Raw genomic sequence first — 17,308 nt, forward strand, 5'->3', positions numbered from 1 at the left:
ACCATGAACAGCGAGGCACCCAGAATGGCGCAGTTCACTGTAATCAGTGGCAGGAACACACCCAGAGCGGCATAGAGCGCCGGGATATACTTGTCCAGTACCATTTCCATGATCTGAACAATCGCCGCGATTACCCCGATATACGTCAGCAATCCGAGAAAGCTCAGGTCTACGTTCGGCAGGCCAGCCCAATCCAGGGAGCCTTCGCGCAGAACGCTGTTGTACAGAAGGTTGTTCACCGGAACGGTGACCGTCAGCACGACCACCACGGCAATGCCAAGACCGGTTGCGGCCTCGATCTTCTTGGAGATGGCCAGGAAGGTACACATCCCCAGGAAGAAGGCCAGCGCCATGTTTTCAACAAAAACAGCCTTCAGAATCAAGCTGATATAATGCTCCATCAGAAGGCCTCCTTGGCGACATGGCGAGACATTTTATAGTCCGGCTCTTCAACCTGCTCCGGCTTCCAGGTCCGCAGACCCCAGATCGCCAGGCCGATAATAAAGAACGCACTCGGCGGCAGCAGCAACAAGCCGTTAGGAATGTACCAGCCACCTTCGTTCACCACCGGCATCAGGGAGACACCGAACAGTGAGCCGGCGCCCAGCAATTCACGGAAGAAGGCAACGAAGATCAGGAGTACCGAGTAGCCCAGACCGTTACCAACGCCGTCCAGGAAGCTCAGCCAGGGGCCGTTCTTCATGGCAAAGCCTTCCGCGCGGCCCATAACGATGCAGTTGGTGATAATCAGACCAACGAACACTGAGAGCTGCTTGGAAATCTCGTAGGCATAGGCCTTGAGCACCTGGTCAACCACGATTACCAGGGAGGCGATAATGGTCATCTGCACGATGATCCGGATACTGCCCGGAATCTGGGTGCGTACCAGGGACACGGCCAGGTTGGAAAATGCGGTAACGGCAATAACCGCCGCGCACATAACAAGTGTAACGTTCATGCTGGTGGTAACCGCCAGCGCTGAACAGATCCCCAGGATCTGCAGGGCAATCGGGTTATTGCTGAAGATCGGTTCGAAGAGAACCTGTTTGGCTGATGCATCTGCCATGATCAGACCTCCCCTTCACGAAGTTTTTGCAGGAACGGCGCGTATCCGCGGTCGCCCATCCAGTAGTTAACCAGTTGCTCAACGCCGCGACTGGTCAACGTTGCCCCGGACAGAGCATCCACTTTATGCTGCCTTTTTTTTGCATCAACGTTTACGCCACCTTTAACCAGTTTGATCTGCGGTTCAGTGCGATCACCATCATAAACTTTCTTCCCCACCCACTGCGACTTCCAGCGTGGATTGTCTACCTCCCCACCGAGGCCCGGAGTTTCGGCGTGGGAGTAAAAGCCAAGCCCTTCAATGGTGTTCAAATCACCTTCCAGCGAAATGAAGCCATACAATGTAGACCAGAGGCCATAACCATGAATTGGCAGTACCACACGCACTAGCTCTCCGTTCTCGCTCAGCGTATACACCCTGGCAACATTCGGCCGGCGCTTGATGCCAGCCTTGTCTTCCGAGGAAGGAATATCCGTAGACAACTGAGGGTCCGAGGCAGCCTTGTACATATCATATTTCATGGGCTCAGCAACACCAACGGCGGAAGGCTTTACAAATTTACCAGTATCCAAATCCACCAGGCGAACATCGAAACTCTCGAATTTCTGCAAAATCTGCTCTGCAGTATCGCCTTGATCCAGCATACCTGCGGCAGAGAGAATGTTCGTTGTCATATCAAGATGCTGATTCTTGACCTGGGCAGGTCTGAGCATGACCGCCGCGGTGGATACCACGACAGAGAACACGATACTCAGCACCAGCGCAACGATCAGCGTGCGGGAGACGGTTTCTTTAGCTTTAGCCACGAGCAAGCCTCCGTTTGATGTTGGCCTGAACCACGTAATGGTCCATCAATGGCCCGAACAGGTTTGCGAACAGGATGGCAAGCATGATGCCTTCCGGGAACGCCGGATTGATCACGCGGATCAGCACAGTCATCACGCCTACCAGAATACCGAAACACCAGCGACCCGTGTCAGTCATCGCGGCGGACACCGGATCCGTCGCCATGAACATCATGCCAAAGGCAAACCCGCCCATGACCAGATGCCAATGCGCCGGAACCGCGAACATCGGATTGGTCTCGGAACCTATGATGTTTAGCAGCAGCGACATGCCGATCATACCGATCAACACACCTCCGACGATGCGATAGGAGGCAATCTTCATCCCCAACAGGATCAGGCCACCAATCAGAATGGCCAGTGTCGAGGTCTCACCCATCGAGCCCTGAATGGTGCCCATGAAGGCGCTCATCCAGCCAATTTGAGCTTCCAGAGCTTCCAGACCACCACTGGCGGCCCAGCTCAGCGCCGTCGCGCCACTGAAGCCGTCAACCGCAGTCCAGACGGTGTCGCCGGAAATCTGCGCCGGATAGGCGAAGTACAGGAAGGCACGACCGGTCAGGGCCGGGTTCAGGAAGTTCTTGCCGGTACCGCCGAACACTTCCTTACCGATCACCACACCGAAGGTGATACCCAGGGCCACCTGCCACAGCGGGATGGTGGGCGGGCAGATCAGTGCAAACAGTACGGAGGTCACAAAGAAGCCTTCGTTCACTTCGTGCTTGCGCACGGTGGCAAACAGGACTTCCCAGAAACCACCCACAATGAAGGTAACCGCGTAGATGGGCACGAAATACGCCAGGCCATAGACGAAGTTATCCCAAAGGCCGGCTCCGGCTCCGGTTACCGCCAGGGCGGTAATGAAGGCTTCACGCAGGCCGCCGTCGGCAATCTGGGCGCCGGCATTTTCTGCCAGGAAGCTGTTGGCCTGGAAACCGATGTTCCACATACCGAAGAACATGGCCGGGAAGGTACACAGCCACACAGTGATCATGATGCGCTTGAGGTCTACGCCATCACGCACATGGGAGGTGGTCTTGGTTACGCTCGCAGGCGAGTAGAAAATTGTATCAACGGCTTCGTACAGGGCGTACCAGCGCTCGTACTTGCCGCCTTTTTCAAAGTGATGCTCGATTCCATCGAGAAACTGTCGGATTGCCATCGTATTAGCCCTCGATCTCGATTCGGGTCAGGTTCTCGCGGAGAATCGGACCGTATTCATATTTGCCGGGGCACACGAAGGTGCACAGCGCCAGATCTTCTTCATCCAGCTCCAGGGCACCCAGTTTCTGTGCCATTTCGGTATCGCCCACAATCAGTGCGCGCAGCAGCTGGGTTGGCAGGATATCCAGCGGCATAACCTGTTCATACGCACCTACCGGCACCATGGCTCGCTCACTGCCATTGGTGGTGGTGGTAAAGTTGAACAGCTTGCCCGGGTTAAGCTTGGACAGATAGATATTCAGCACCGAGAACTTGTTGGGGCCCGGAGACAACCAACCCATGAACTCACGCTTGCTCTGCTCTTCCAGCACGCTTACCTGGTTGGCAAAGCGGCCTAGGTAGGCGCAGGGGCCTTCGCCGCGACGGCCACCAAACACAGAACCGGAAATAGCACGAACCTGACAGTCAGTCGCCACTTCGCCGTCCAGCAACTCCTGCAGGCTGGCACCCAGACGGGTACGAACCAGGCGGGGCTTGGAGGCTTTCGGGCCAGCAATCGCCACAATGCGCTCTACCGGCACTTCACCGGTTTCGAACAGCTTGGCGATGTCGATAACGTCCTGGTAGTTGATGGACCAGACAGTTTTGCTGGCAGATACCGGATCCAGGTGATGGATATGGGTACCTACGTTGCCGGCCGGGTGCACACCGTCAAACTGGTGTACTTCGATATTGTCGGCCTTGGGCACAGAAACATTCGCGCCGGGCTTGCCGGTTACAAATACCTTGCCGTTGGTCAGGCGGGAGATGATGGTCAGGCCTTTTTCAAAAGCCTTGCTGTTCTCGCCGATGATAACGGTGGGGTCTGCCGCCAGGGGGTTGGTGTCCATCACAGACACGAAAATGGAATTCGGTGCGGAATCGATTTCCGGAACCTTGCTGTATGGCCGCGTGCGGAAAGCTGTCCACAGGCCGGACTCTACCAGGTTGTCGACCACCTGCTGGCGTTCCAGGCCGGCAAGGTCCGAATCGTTGTAACGGGCATAGGTTTCCGCATCGTCGCCATCAATTTCGATCACGACAGACTGGAAAACGCGACGCTCACCGCGATTGATTTCTTTCACCACGCCTGCAGCGGGGGAAGTATAACGAACGCCTTCGGTCTTCTTGTCCGTGAACAGCAGCGTACCGCGCTTGACACGGTCTCCCTCTTTCACAGCCATCGTCGGCTTCATGCCGTGATAGTCAAAACCGATGAGCGCCACGTGGCGAACCGGCTTGCCGTCAGTAATGGTCTGTTCGGGAGCGCCGCTGATGGGAAGATCCAGGCCTTTTTTGATCTTGATCATTAGCCTCATCCAATCATCAGAAACTATTCTGTGGATTTGTAACGCCCGGCCCCTGCGGCCCTGGTTTCCTGTCCGGATTGCGCCGAACGGCTGCACCTTGAGGTTCAAATGCCATAGCAGTTGCTGCTGTTTGCCATTTGACGCAGGAAAAGATGAGAAACGGGGTGCCAGACATACCCAAAATCGCGCCAATTATAGAGATTAAGGAAACCTATTTCCACCGGTAACAAAAATGGTTTTGTACGGCCAAAGTAACAAAAAACCCCGGCAGCTGGCGCTACCGGGGCTTTCTGCCAATCAACTGCCGAGACCGGCCTACGACTTTAGTCGCGGGCGCGCTTCGGGAAGATCGGATAGGTTACGCCGGCCATCTGGTTCACACAACGCACAACCTGGGCGCTGTAGCCGAATTCGTTGTCGTACCACACGTACAGGATCAAACGCTTGCCATTGGCGATGGTAGCCTGGGCATCGACGATACCGGCATGACGGGAGCCCACGAAATCGGTGGAAACCACTTCCGGAGAGTTCACAAAGTCGATCTGCTTCTGCAGCTCGGAGTGAAGCGCCATATCGCGCAGATATTCGTTTACCTGCTCGGCATCCACATCGCTTTTCAGGTTCAGATTCAGGATCGCCATGGACACGTTCGGTGTCGGCACCCGGATAGCATTACCGCTCAGCTTGCCTTTCAGCTCCGGCAGTGCTTTGGCAACGGCTTTGGCCGCGCCGGTTTCGGTAATAACCATGTTCAACGGGGCGCTGCGGCCACGACGACTGCCCTTGTGGTAGTTGTCGATCAGGTTCTGGTCGTTGGTGTAGGAGTGAACGGTTTCAACGTGACCATCCTCAATACCGTACTCGTCATTGATGGCCTTCAGTACCGGAGTGATGGCGTTGGTGGTACAGGAAGCAGCAGACAGGATCTTGTCTTCGTCGGTGATCCAGTCGTTGTTGATGCCATAAACGATGTTCTTGATGTCGCCCTTGCCCGGCGCAGTCAGAATCACTCGACTGACACCCTTGGACTTCAGATGCAGGCCCAGGCCCGCTTCATCGCGCCACTTACCGGTATTGTCGACCACGATGGCGTTGTTGATGCCGTACTCGGTGTAGTCCACCTTGTCCGGACCATCGGAGTAGATCACCTTGATAAAGTTGCCGTTGGCGATCAGCGCAGAGTTCTCGGCATCGACCGTGATGGTGCCATCGAAAGGACCATGCACGGAGTCACGACGCAGCAGGCTGGCACGCTTTTCCAGATCGTTGTCAGCACCACCCTGGCGGACAACGATCGCACGCAGGCGCAGGTTGTTGCCGCCACCGGCCTTTTCAACCAGGATCCGCGCCAGCAGTCGGCCGATCCGGCCAAAGCCGTAAAGCACCACATCCTTCGTTTCTTCCTTGGCATCCTTGGCCGCCTCTTCGGCGTACTTGCCAACCACCGGGCCGATTTCCTTTTTCAGGAACTCGGTGAGGTCACCGCCCTCTGCCTTGAATTTGACCGCCAGCTTGCCAATATCCACGTGAGCGCGGCCAAGCTCCAGCTTGTCCATCGCCTCGAGAATGGGCAGCGTATCGTGAACAGACAGCTCGCTGTCCTCAACCTGACGCACAAAACGATGGGCGCGGATGATATCGATAACAGACTGGTTGATGATCGCACGGCCGTATACGGACGTAACAACGTTGTTTTTACGGTACAGGCGGCCGATCAACGGGATCATCGCTTCTGCGGTAGACTCCCGGTCAGTCCAGTTGGACAGGTGCTGGTTGATCTGTTCGTGACTCACGGTTGGAACCTCGTATAGCACTGGAAATAATTTGGGGCGCACATTATCCAACTTAAAAGGCGATACGGCAAATAGCCGTTTGTCTGCCCCGACCATGACACTGTCACAACCGGGCGATAGAATAGCGCCGCCCCGGCAAATGATGCATTTATTCAGGAGAACGCTTGCCCCATGACCAAAGGCCAGGCCCACGCCCCGCTTATCGCCCCCGCTGCCCCTGAAAAGGCTGCCGACCACAGAAAATGGGGGCAACTGAATGGCTGTGCCGACGCCCTGGCCATCTGCGAGAGCGCCCGCGCCCACAAAGGTCTGACACTGGTCATCACTCAAAGTACCAGCGAAGCCATCCAGCTGGAGCAATCCATCCGGTTTTTCCTAGGGCTGCCCACGGATGAAGACGGCGCCATCATTACCTCCGATGGCATTGAGCTATTGTCGCTTCCGGACTGGGAAACACTGCCCTACGATCTGTTTTCGCCACACCAGGACATTACCTCGAGGCGGATTCGCTCCCTGCACCGGTTACCCGGCACACGCCACGGCATTCTGGTAGTACCGGCGCGCACCCTGATGCACCGGCTTGCCCCCCCAAGCTATCTGCAGGGTAACACCCTGCTGCTGGAAGTGGGCCAGACCCTGGATATCGACAGCTGGCGAATGCAACTGGAGGCAGCCGGTTATCATCATACCGACAACGTGTATGAACACGGCGAGTATGCGGTACGAGGGGCCATCCTCGACATTTACCCCATGGGCTCTAACCTGCCCTACCGCATTGATCTGTTCGATGACGAAATCGAAACCCTCCGGACCTTTGACCCGGAAACCCAGAGATCCATCGATAAAACCGAACGCATCGAACTTCTGCCGGCCAACGAATTTCCCTGGCACAAGGAAGCCCGCTCAGGCTTTCGCAATCGCTGGTTCGAATATTTCCCCAATGCCGACAAAGACGCGCCGGTTTACCAGGATGTTACCCACGGCATCACACCGCCTGGCATTGAGTACTATCTTCCACTGTTTTTCGATGCAACCGCCACGTTATTTGATTATCTGCCGGGCAACACTCTGGTGTTTACTGCCAACGGCCTCAATGATGCCGTCAATGCCTTTGATGCGGAAACGCGGGCCCGTTACGAAGACCGCCGCCACGATCGACTGCGCCCTATTCTGCCCCCCACCGAGCTGTTTCTGCAGCCGGATGAAGTGTTCGGGCAACTCAAACACTACCCGCGTATTACCTGCAGCAGTCAACCCGAAGACGGCGCGGGCGCCAGCAACTGCGGTACCGAATCTCTCCCGGATGTCGCCATGGACGGGCGCGCCGCTGATCCGGCAGGGCGCCTCAAACGGTTCATTCAGGAGTTCCACGGGCGCATCCTGATCTGTGCTGAATCGTCCGGGCGCCGGGAGGCGCTGATCGACAACCTGGCCGATCACAAGCTCAAGCTGTCAACCGTGCAGAGCTGGTCGGAATTCCTCGAAAACGAGAGCACCACTCTGGCCATCACCATTGCCCCACTGGAACAGGGCATGGTGTTGCCCGGCCAGAATCTGGCACTGATTACCGAATCGGCGTTGTTTGGCGAGCGGGTGCTGCAGCGTCGCCGGCGCCAGAAACCAACCGAAACCGACGATGCCGGCTACCGGGACCTGTCTGAACTGAGAATTGGCGCACCGGTCGTGCATATCGACCATGGCGTGGGGCGCTACAAGGGGCTGGAGACACTCACCGCCGGCGGCCAATCCGACGAATTCCTGACCCTGGAATACGCCGGCGGCTCCAAACTCTATGTACCGGTGTCCAGCCTGCACCTGATTTCCCGTTACGCCGGCACCGATGAGGAACACGCACCGCTCCACAAGCTCGGAACAGAACGCTGGAGCAACGCCAAGCAAAAAGCGCTGGAAAAAATCCGCGACACCGCCGCAGAACTGCTGGATGTTTACGCCCGCCGGGAAGCCCGGAAAGGCTTCCAGTTTGAGGACCCGAAAGAGGCCTATCGGACCTTTGCTGCCGGCTTCCCGTTTGAGGAGACGCCGGACCAGCAGGTGGCCATCGAATCGGTGTTCGAGGATATGACGAGCGAACGCCCGATGGACCGGCTGGTATGCGGCGATGTCGGCTTCGGTAAAACCGAAGTCGCCATGCGCGCGGCTTTTCTGGCCACCTGGTCTGGCAAACAGGTGGCCGTGCTGGTGCCCACTACTCTTCTGGCCCAGCAACATTACGAGTCGTTCCGTGACCGGTTCTCGGATACGCCGGTAACTGTAGAGCTTCTGAGTCGCTTCCGCAGCGGCAGCCAGACCAGCAAGGCCATCACTGCCATAGAGGAAGGCAAGGCAGATATCGTCATTGGCACCCACAAGCTTCTGCAAGGCGATATCAACTTCAAGAATCTGGGGCTGGTGATTATCGACGAAGAACACCGGTTTGGCGTTCAGCAGAAGGAAAAACTGAAATCCCTGCGGGCCGAGGTGGATATGCTGACCCTCACCGCCACACCGATTCCCAGAACCCTGAACATGGCTATGGGCCACCTGCGCGACCTGTCCATTATCGCGACCCCACCAGCCCGCCGGCTGTCGGTGAAAACCTTTGTGCGCCAGCGCGACGACGCCATGGTGAAAGAAGCGATTCTGCGGGAAATCCTGCGGGGCGGTCAGGTCTATTTCCTGCACAATGATGTCGCCACCATCGAGAAAACCGCGGAAGATCTGCGCAAACTGATTCCGGAGGCGCGGGTGGGTGTGGCACACGGCCAGATGCGCGAGCGCCAGCTGGAACAGATCATGTCGGATTTCTACCACAAGCGTTTCAACGTACTGGTGTGCACCACTATTGTGGAAACCGGCATCGACATCCCCAGCGCCAACACCATTATTATTGAACGGGCAGACAAATTTGGCCTGGCGCAGCTGCACCAGCTTCGGGGTCGCGTGGGCAGGTCTCATCACCAGGCGTACGCCTATCTGCTGACACCACCGCCAAAGGCCATTTCCGCCGATGCAAGGAAGCGACTGGATGCGATTTCCGAATCCCAGGACCTGGGCGCAGGCTTCATGCTGGCCACCCACGACCTGGAAATCCGGGGCGCTGGCGAGCTGCTGGGTGAAGAACAGAGCGGTCAGATCGAAAGCATCGGCTTTACCCTCTACATGCAGCTGCTGGACGAAGCCGTAAAAGCGATTCGCGACGGCCGCACGCCCAACGCCGAGCTGCCTCTCAGCCACGGCACCGAAATGAACCTGCGCATTCCGGCCCTGATTCCCGACGACTACCTGCCAGATGTCCACAACCGCCTGATGCTGTACAAGCGTATTGCCAGCGTGAAGGATCGTGAGGCATTAAAAGAACTTCAGGTTGAGATGATTGACCGCTTCGGATTATTACCGCCCCCGGCCAAGAACCTCATGCGCCAGGCACAGCTACGCTTGCAGGCAGAGACTCTGGGCATCGTGAAAGTGGATGCCGGCAAGGAATGGGTGCGGCTTGAGTTCGGGGCAACGACACCGGTCGACCCTCTCGAACTGGTTAAAAAAGTGCAATCCGCTCCGGATCGATACCGGCTCGAAGGCGCCAACAGCTTTCGCTTCCGGCTGAATGATGACTCAACCGATGGTAAACTCGACGCCATCGCAGCGATGCTCGAAGAACTGGCGCCCGACAAGGCCCCGGCAAAGGCATCATGACAAAAAAGGATTCAGGTGGAGTAACGCCCTTGCAAGCTCACATTTTATGCTCCCGGCAAACCCTGGCCAGTGCCGCGCTGTTCGCCTCAGTTGCATTCACACCGGCAACCCTGTGGGCCCAGGGCGCTTCAGGCAATGTCCCGAACGACTACTACCGGGCAGAGCTGGTGATTTTACAGCGTCTGGTGGACCCGGCCGGCATTGAAGAGCAGATGGCGAACAAGTCGGTGGAACCTGTCGAAGAGGCCGGCAAAACCCTTTGGGTGGAGCAGGAATCCGGGGAGCGGGTAACCGAACTCAACCTGATACCCCGCAACCAACTGCACCTGGGCGAGGCGGCCAACCGGCTCGAGCGAAGCGGTAACTACCGGGTACTGGCGAGTGCCGGCTGGTATGAAGCCTTTCCGCCCGACTACGAGGGCGAACCTCTGCGTGTCGCAATCGGTGACTGGCTGGCCGAGTCTGGCCAACGAGCGGTGGAAGGCCAGATCACCATTGACCGCCAGCGCTACCTGCACGTTAATGTGCAGCTTAACCACTGGGCCGTCAGCGACGATCCCGAGGCTGTGCCGGCAGAGCCTGAAACACCGCCTCAGACCGAAGCGGTTGCGGAGTTTTCCGATCAGGACTCTGGCAATACACTTGATAGCGAAACCGGTGGTTCAGCATCAGAAGGCACCGGTACCGCTTACCAACTCCGTCCGGCACCAGTAGAACTGGTGACCTGGATTCGTGAAACGCGGCGGATGCGCAGTGAGGAAATCCACTTCATCGACTCCCCCACCGTCGGCGTCCTGGTTTTCTTCAAGAAGATTGAGGGGTAAGCGCAAGCTGCCCCAGACTTGCCATTGAACGCTCCAGAATCTGCCGAACGCCGGACATGCCCTGGGCAATCGCTTCTTCAATCTCGGCCATGGTAATAATGTGGTCGGTTTTACCCGCAGCCCAGTTCACCACCAGCCCGAGGCTGACGTACCGCAAGCCCAGCTCTGCCGCCAGCACTGCCTCGGGCATGCCGGTCATACCAACGATGTCACAGCCATCCCGCTCCATCCTGCGGATTTCCGCCGCCGTCTCCAGCCTGGGCCCCTGCGTCGCGCCATAGACGCCAAACCCGGAAAATGACAGCGACGCCGCGCGAGCAGCATCAATCAACACCTGACGCGCTTCCTGATCGTAGGGCCAGGTAAAATCAATGTGTGTAACTTCCTCCAGCTCGCCTTCGAAGAAAGTGCTGGCCCGGCCCCAGGTGTAGTCGATCAGTTGATCCGGGATCACGATGTGGGCCGGCCCCATATTGGCATGTATGCCACCAACCGCGTTTACACCCACCAGCACCCGAGCGCCGGCATCATGCAACGCCTGAATGTTGGCCCGGTAATTGACCTGATGGGGCGGAATCCGGTGCGGGTTACCATGACGCGCGAGAAAGATAACAGGCTGATCACCTAGTTGCCCCCGCACCAGCGTGGAGGAGGGCTCACCCCACGCAGTTGTCACTGTCTCTTCTCCGGTGATCTGGATATTGCTCAGGCTGGTCAGCCCCGTACCACCGATAATGCCTACCGGTACATTGTCATTCGTTACTGTCATTCCCCGTCTCCGGAATCTGAATCGGCTTCACCGTAACCGCCATCATGATCGATATTTTTTCCGGATTTTCCGGAATCAGCGTCCTTGTCCGAGGACTTGTCGTTTGAGTCCTCACGCTTTGAGGAATCGCGCCCGTCTACCCGCACCCCATCCGGCAGATGCAGCGTGCGCGTCGGGAAGGCCACCTCGGCGCCATGGTTTTCGATGATGTCACTGATTTTCAGTAATACATCTTCCTTCACCTCATGGAAACGCACCCACTGGGTGGTTTTGGTAAAGGTGTACACCATGATATCCAGTGACGATGAGTTAAACGCCAGAAAATTAACGATCAAGGTCTCGTTGGCATCAATCTCTTCATGATTCTTCAGCATCTCCCGGATTTCGTCCACGATGGTTTTCATGGAATGCACATCGGCATAGCGAATGCCGATGGTCTCGTAGATCCGGCGATTGGTCATACGTGATGGGTTTTCCACTGCAATAGTGGTAAACGCCGCATTGGGGACATAAAGCGGGCGCTTGTCGAAGGTGCGAATGGTGGTCAGTCGCCATCCGATATGCTCAACCGTACCCTCAATGCTCCGATCCGGGGATCGAACCCAATCCCCCACCTTGAACGGACGGTCCAAATGGATAATGAAACCACCGAAAAAGTTCGCCAGGAGATCTTTCGCGGCAAAACCAACCGCGATGCCCCCGACACCACCAAATGCCAGCACGCCCGAAATACTGAAGCCCAGGGTTTGCAGGGCGGTCAGAGCGGCGGTAATAATCACAACCGCGCGCGACAGCTTGCTGATGGCATTGACCGTGGTGTAATCCATCGGCTTGCGCATCTTGATCGGAGAGGTGAGGATATTCTCGAACTGTTTGATCAGCCGAATAAAAAACCAGACCACCACCCAGACAAAACCGATCTGAAGCAACGTTCCGTTAGCCTTGAAGACCTCAGCCTCGGAAAAATGGTGAGCCACTTCGGCAGCCCAATACACCCCTTGGAGCCACACGAAAGCCACGACAGGGCGACGGACCGCGTGCAGAATAGCATCATCCCAAAGGTTATGAGTGCTGGCGAATTTGCGCTCCAGCGCAGAAATCACATGACTGGCAATATAGGCAACCGCCGCCGTCCCCAGCACGAGCAGGAAAACCAGCACACCGGCCCGCCAACCTTCAGATAGCAACCCGAACTGCTCTATCCAGCCATTCAGTACACCCAAAACTTCGCCAATCATCCTGTCCCTCTGAATTATGCGGATTAATAGATACTGACTGGAGTCCCCGCTGGAACCCGGTCAAAAAGCTCAACAATATCGGTATTGCGCATCCGGATGCAGCCATGGGATCTGGCAACTCCCATAGGTTCACTGTCCGGCGTGCCGTGGATATAGATAAAACGACGAAAAGTGTCTACCCCCGGCCCACGGTTTCGCCCCCATTCACAGCCACAAAGCCAGAGTATACGGGTAAGAATCCAGTCGCGCCCCGGGTTCGCTGCCGCCAGACTCTGGCTGTAGATCTCGCCAGTGGGGCGGCGCCCACGATACACCGTATTTAATGGCTGCCCTGCCCCGATTCGGGCGCGGATATAATGCTTGCCAACAGGGGTACAGCCACTGCCGTCGGCCTGGCCGGGGCCATTCAGGCCGGTGGATACCGGGTAGCGGGCAATGATATCACCCGATTGAGTAGCCAGTGTCAGGAACTGATTGGCGATATCAATGGACAGGGTAACCCCGGGGGGCTTGTTATCGGGCATTGGTAACGACTTCCCTCCGGCTGCGAACCAGAGGGAAGACTACCCGAGGCGGGGGAGTTCAGGCAACCGAAACGCCTGAAGCGGTAGGCGGCACCAGCATTTTGTCTGGAGCCTTCATGCCTGCGGCCAGGAACGGCACCAGGCGTGCGGCAATTTCCTGAACCGTGGTTTCAACGCCGAGCTTGTTTTCGAGAATATCAATCAGGGCATCACTGCTGGACATGGTGAAGGCCGTCGCTCCCAGCATGAACTGGATGCGCCAGTAGCGATCAACCGAGGACAACTCAGGCGTGGCCTCTTTGAGCAAGCGCATGAAACGACCAAATGGCTCACTGTATTCCTGTTCGAGAAATTTACGCAGGTGGCCCTGAGACTGGGTATAGGCAAGACCGAGCAGGCGCATGAAGATGGATATGCCTTTCTCATTACGCTGAGGCATGCGCACGGCACTTTCCGTAAGCGCCCACAGGGTCTGGTTCAGCGTGGGCGGCTGGCCATCACAACGCTCTTCGAGTTCATCAAAGGCGGTATCCAGGGTGGCCGAAAACGGCGTCAGGAACCGGGCGAACACGGCGTGGATCAGGGCATTCTTAGACCCAAAGTGATAATTGACAGCGGCCAGATTTACCTTAGCCTTACTGGTAATCATACGAAGCGATGTTTCCGAGAACCCACGCTCGGCAAACAGCTCTTCGGCAGCGTCAAGAATGCGGTCAACGGTATCAGACTGCGCCATTTTGTTGTCAGAGCCTCTAGCAAACGTCTGTTTGAAACATACGTTTGAAGGCCTGTCATGTCAAGCTCGGTCTTCAGGAACCGCCGCCACTGCCTGCCACCCCCGGTCTATCGCGTCCTGATTGCCGTCGAAAAACGCTTGCTGGACTTTGCCATAGGCTTTCTCGGCTTCCAGCAGATAGATAAGATACAGCCGAACATGTTCCCGCCGGGTAAGATAACGCGGCAACACCCGTTGCTCAGACAGTCTGAGCAATTCACTGAAGCGGGTATGACGCAGTGTCGGGTTGTACTCTGCCATACGCGCACACTGCCATATCAGCCCGTCCTTTCCCTCCAGGTGGGCCGCATGTTTGCGGGCATCCCGAAGCATGCGCTGACGGCGAATAATTAAATCCATATAGGAGGGGCTGGACGTGTAAATCCGACGGATAAACGGCACTCCCAGCAACAGAATAATCACGAAAGCGCCAAAACCTCCACCGGCTACCCAGGCCGGCACAAAACCGGTCAAACCACTGAGGAAAAACGTCGCAGCCAAAAGGGCACTGAAGATCCACAGGTCTCGGCTACGCCGCGCAGCTGCCATCTGATAGTTATCCGGCCAGTCCGACATAGCCAGCAAGTTGAAGTCCATCAGCAGAACCCGGTCACACTGCCTTAGCATAAGACGCAGCTTGCGCTGTCGCGACTCCGCCAGCGCCTGCTCGATATCCGGATTCTCCGACCCGGTCTCGGCAGTCCGATCCTGCGATTCCTGCGCCCCGGGCTGCTCGCTGCCAGATTCAGCGTTCGGGCCCTGGTCATCGTCAGCCTGCAGAGCAGCGGTTCTTTGCGCGGCATTGAGGGCAGATTCCGGTGTTGCCGGCACCGGATCAGCGGCCCGACCGGGGCGAAGGACCGCTCCGGATGCATTGGCCGGATCTGTCTTGTCTACTGCTGTATTTTCCGCCATTGAGCTCACTGTTCTTCAGGTTCTTTATGCAAGTATCGACCTTTACGAACAATTCTTGAATGTCGGCTTTGCCGTCATAAGCGGCTTGCAGACTTCTTGGCAACACTGGCAGGCGCCGGTATGCTTGCGCCAATCAACGGTTTTCAGGAGAGCATGTATGTTTACCGGTATCGTTCAGGGCATTGCACGGGTCGAAAACGTGATCGCGGCGCCGGGCCTGAGCACCTTCGTGATCGAGTTCCCGGAAGACCGGGTTCAGGGCGTAACCATCGGTGCCTCGGTTGCCATCAACGGCACCTGTCTGACGGTTACCCGCCAGGAAGGCCACCGGCTGTACTTCGACGCCATGCAGGAAACCCTGCGCTTGACCACCCTCGGCGACCTGAAACCCGGCGACGAAATCAACTTCGAGCGCGCCGCCCGAATCGGCGATGAAATCGGCGGCCATCTGCTCAGTGGCCATATCCACACTACCGCAACCATCGTCGATATTCTGCGGCCGGAAAACAACGTGACCCTATGGTTCGAACTACCGGAAACCTGGGCGAAGTACATCTTCCCCAAAGGCTACATTGCCATCAATGGCGCCAGCCTGACCATTGGCGAGGTGGAAGGTAACCGCTTCAACGTCCACCTTATCCCGGAGACCCTGCGTGCCACCACGTTTGGGAAGGCCACTAAGGGGCAAAAGGTCAACATCGAGATTGATAGTCAAACCCAGACCATCGTGGATACCCTCGCGCGCCTCGGCTACGATCGCCCGGCGACGGCCTGAGACTCACACCGCGCCATTCCGGGCTTCGAACACCACGAATTTCGGGCTTGCAGCTCTCTGTTCAACGCTGCTGAAGTATTGTTTCAGGGAACGGTGATACCCCAGGTGGCGATTGCCCACCATCAATACGCGGCCGCCCGGCGCCAGATGCCGGGCGGCATCCCTGAACAGTCTCAGTGCGATGTGATCGCCTACCACGCCACCCTCATGGAAGGGTGGGTTCAGCAGAATAAGCTGATAGTCAGGCAAATCATCTGCGATGCCGTCCTGATGCCATAAGTGCACGCAATCGCCGCCCTCATACCGGCTCAGGTTATGCTCAACACTGGCAATGGCCTGGCTGGATACGTCACTGAAATGCACTTCGGCGCCCGGCCTGCCGGCAAGCGCAGACAACCCGAGCACGCCATTTCCACACGCCAGATCCAGAATCCGCCCGGCCGGGGGCACTCGACTAACCGCCTGAGGAATCAGCGGTAACAACTCCCGCGTGCCAATATCCAGCTTATCTCTGGCAAATACTGCGGGCAGCGCCTCGACCGGCCCGGGCAATCCTGCCACCGGGTAGCCACGCCATTGCTCCTGCCATTCCGTCAATGTGGCCGAGCCACCACGACACACCACTACCCGCGCCTTTTTACGGGCAGGCAACACCTGTTCGGTGACCACCGCACTGGCGAACACATCAACACTACGATCGGGCAGATGCTTGATCATACCGCCCGCCAGTATTTGTCCGTCTTCCGCCAGCACGCTGTTGAGCCACCGTAACAACCAGGCCAGATAACCGGCCTGACGGGGAATACGGAGCAGCACCAGATCAAAGGGCCCTGAGGGTGGCCGGCGCCAGTTCAAAACCGTCGGGCAGTCGGGTAACCCCGGATTGAGCGAAGCGTTCGTCAACACGGAGTGTGCGAGCGTCGCGCTGTCGGCAACTGTCTGCGGCTGATAGCAGGCAAGCCCGAGGGTCAGAGCACCAAACTGGTCGTCCACCACCAGCACGCGCAAACCGTCTGCCAGATAAGGCTCCGCAGCCGACAACAACAACTCGTCGGCAGCGTCCCAGGCGCGCAGCCCAGCCGTTCCGCCTGGCCGGATCAGGCGGAGTTCACCGGCAGGTGTCTGGAGTCTGGCAGTTGTCATTTTGGGCTTCCGTTGGCAGCTTTCGGGAAAATAAACACTTTTAGGCTGTTTATTCTAGAAATTAAACCTAAGTTAGGGGTGTTCACGCCGAACACCCTTTCCGGTCATGCCCCAGCCCTGACCCGGCTGGCCGGCCGCATTTTTCCGGACAAGATCTTTTGCCCCTTACCCCAGGGGCTTTTTTCTGTCTGTTTTTCAGCCCGACTTTTTCCGAAATGCCCGGTAAACGGTAAATCGCCGATCCTGCGCGAGTTTCTCAACCGGGCCGATGTGTTGTCGAATCAGGGCTTCATACGGCAGAAAACTGTTGGCCACCAGCCTCAGCTCGCCGCCGTGCGCGAGATGAGCGGCCACCTGGGCCAGGAACTGCTCGGTCATGGATGTATCGGTTTTTACACCGGTGTGGAAAGGCGGGTTGCTGATCACGGCCGGCCA

General features: G+C 57.3%; 16 protein-coding genes. 3 read left to right on the top strand and 13 right to left on the bottom strand.

Annotated elements, in window-relative coordinates; genetic code table 11:
- The 6 genes from B3Y70_RS07580 to B3Y70_RS07605 form a co-directional block, all read right to left on the bottom strand.
- The coding region (locus tag B3Y70_RS07580; protein WP_288589529.1) for an Rnf-Nqr domain containing protein at positions 1 to 401 on the bottom strand (401 nt) is incomplete at its 3' end.
- Positions 401 to 1,066, bottom strand: a complete 666-nt coding sequence (locus B3Y70_RS07585) for an NADH:ubiquinone reductase (Na(+)-transporting) subunit D (protein WP_008175066.1) — start codon at positions 1,064 to 1,066, stop codon at positions 401 to 403. The genes B3Y70_RS07580 and B3Y70_RS07585, both read right to left, overlap by 1 nt.
- A 2-nt stretch (positions 1,067 to 1,068) precedes the next feature.
- Positions 1,069 to 1,872 carry a Na(+)-translocating NADH-quinone reductase subunit C gene (locus B3Y70_RS07590; protein ID WP_053112423.1) on the bottom strand — a complete coding sequence of 268 codons (804 nt, stop codon included), beginning with the start codon at positions 1,870 to 1,872 and terminating at the stop codon, positions 1,069 to 1,071.
- Positions 1,865 to 3,073, bottom strand: a complete 1,209-nt coding sequence (locus B3Y70_RS07595; protein ID WP_273029794.1) for an NADH:ubiquinone reductase (Na(+)-transporting) subunit B — start codon at positions 3,071 to 3,073, stop codon at positions 1,865 to 1,867. Before B3Y70_RS07595 ends, B3Y70_RS07590 begins: the two co-directional genes overlap by 8 nt.
- Before the next feature lie 4 nt (positions 3,074 to 3,077).
- Entirely contained in the window at positions 3,078 to 4,424 is a 1,347-nt protein-coding gene (locus B3Y70_RS07600) for a Na(+)-translocating NADH-quinone reductase subunit A (RefSeq protein WP_286897006.1), read from the bottom strand.
- A 323-nt stretch (positions 4,425 to 4,747) separates the two neighbouring features.
- The gene (locus B3Y70_RS07605) at positions 4,748 to 6,151 is read right to left on the bottom strand and encodes a glyceraldehyde-3-phosphate dehydrogenase (protein ID WP_370258753.1); all 1,404 of its coding nucleotides are present in this window, start codon (positions 6,149 to 6,151) and stop codon (positions 4,748 to 4,750) included.
- Between the two features lie 237 nt (positions 6,152 to 6,388).
- Between B3Y70_RS07605 and mfd the strand changes: the two genes are divergently transcribed.
- A complete protein-coding gene (gene mfd, locus B3Y70_RS07610; protein WP_288589530.1) occupies positions 6,389 to 9,910 on the top strand; it encodes a transcription-repair coupling factor in 3,522 nt (1,173 codons plus the stop codon).
- Between the two features lie 29 nt (positions 9,911 to 9,939).
- The gene (locus B3Y70_RS07615) at positions 9,940 to 10,734 is read left to right on the top strand and encodes a CsiV family protein (protein ID WP_153740433.1); all 795 of its coding nucleotides are present in this window, start codon (positions 9,940 to 9,942) and stop codon (positions 10,732 to 10,734) included.
- Here the strand turns inward: B3Y70_RS07615 and B3Y70_RS07620 are convergent.
- From B3Y70_RS07620 to B3Y70_RS07640, 5 genes are read right to left on the bottom strand one after another with little or no spacing between them, the layout of a single operon-like run.
- Positions 10,715 to 11,503 (bottom strand): S-methyl-5'-thioinosine phosphorylase, encoded by a 789-nt coding sequence (locus B3Y70_RS07620; protein WP_023009890.1) that lies wholly within the window; start codon positions 11,501 to 11,503, stop codon positions 10,715 to 10,717. The two genes, B3Y70_RS07615 and B3Y70_RS07620, sit on opposite strands and share 20 nt — an antisense overlap.
- Complete coding sequence (locus B3Y70_RS07625; RefSeq protein ID WP_014421076.1) at positions 11,500 to 12,741, bottom strand: mechanosensitive ion channel family protein; 1,242 nt, start codon at positions 12,739 to 12,741, stop codon at positions 11,500 to 11,502. The genes B3Y70_RS07620 and B3Y70_RS07625 overlap by 4 nt, the downstream gene beginning before the upstream one ends.
- A 23-nt stretch (positions 12,742 to 12,764) precedes the next feature.
- Positions 12,765 to 13,265 carry a L,D-transpeptidase gene (locus B3Y70_RS07630; protein WP_023010568.1) on the bottom strand — a complete coding sequence of 167 codons (501 nt, stop codon included), beginning with the start codon at positions 13,263 to 13,265 and terminating at the stop codon, positions 12,765 to 12,767.
- A gap of 58 nt (positions 13,266 to 13,323) precedes the next feature.
- The gene (locus B3Y70_RS07635; protein ID WP_011785412.1) at positions 13,324 to 14,001 is read right to left on the bottom strand and encodes a TetR/AcrR family transcriptional regulator; all 678 of its coding nucleotides are present in this window, start codon (positions 13,999 to 14,001) and stop codon (positions 13,324 to 13,326) included.
- A gap of 60 nt (positions 14,002 to 14,061) precedes the next feature.
- The gene (locus B3Y70_RS07640) at positions 14,062 to 14,955 is read right to left on the bottom strand and encodes a hypothetical protein (RefSeq protein ID WP_022991586.1); all 894 of its coding nucleotides are present in this window, start codon (positions 14,953 to 14,955) and stop codon (positions 14,062 to 14,064) included.
- A gap of 157 nt (positions 14,956 to 15,112) precedes the next feature.
- On the opposite strand from B3Y70_RS07640, the gene B3Y70_RS07645 reads away from it, so the two are divergent.
- Complete coding sequence (locus B3Y70_RS07645; RefSeq protein ID WP_153740434.1) at positions 15,113 to 15,730, top strand: riboflavin synthase subunit alpha; 618 nt, start codon at positions 15,113 to 15,115, stop codon at positions 15,728 to 15,730.
- Between the two features lie 3 nt (positions 15,731 to 15,733).
- On the opposite strand, the gene B3Y70_RS07650 is transcribed toward B3Y70_RS07645, so the two are convergent.
- Complete coding sequence (locus B3Y70_RS07650; RefSeq protein ID WP_199452217.1) at positions 15,734 to 16,873, bottom strand: class I SAM-dependent methyltransferase; 1,140 nt, start codon at positions 16,871 to 16,873, stop codon at positions 15,734 to 15,736.
- Between the two features lie 195 nt (positions 16,874 to 17,068).
- The coding region (locus B3Y70_RS07655) for a methyltransferase (protein ID WP_288589537.1) at positions 17,069 to 17,308 on the bottom strand (240 nt) is incomplete at its 5' end.

It is taken from the genome of Marinobacter sp. UBA5687 (assembly GCF_002420325.1).
GTDB lineage: Bacteria > Pseudomonadota > Gammaproteobacteria > Pseudomonadales > Oleiphilaceae > Marinobacter > Marinobacter nauticus.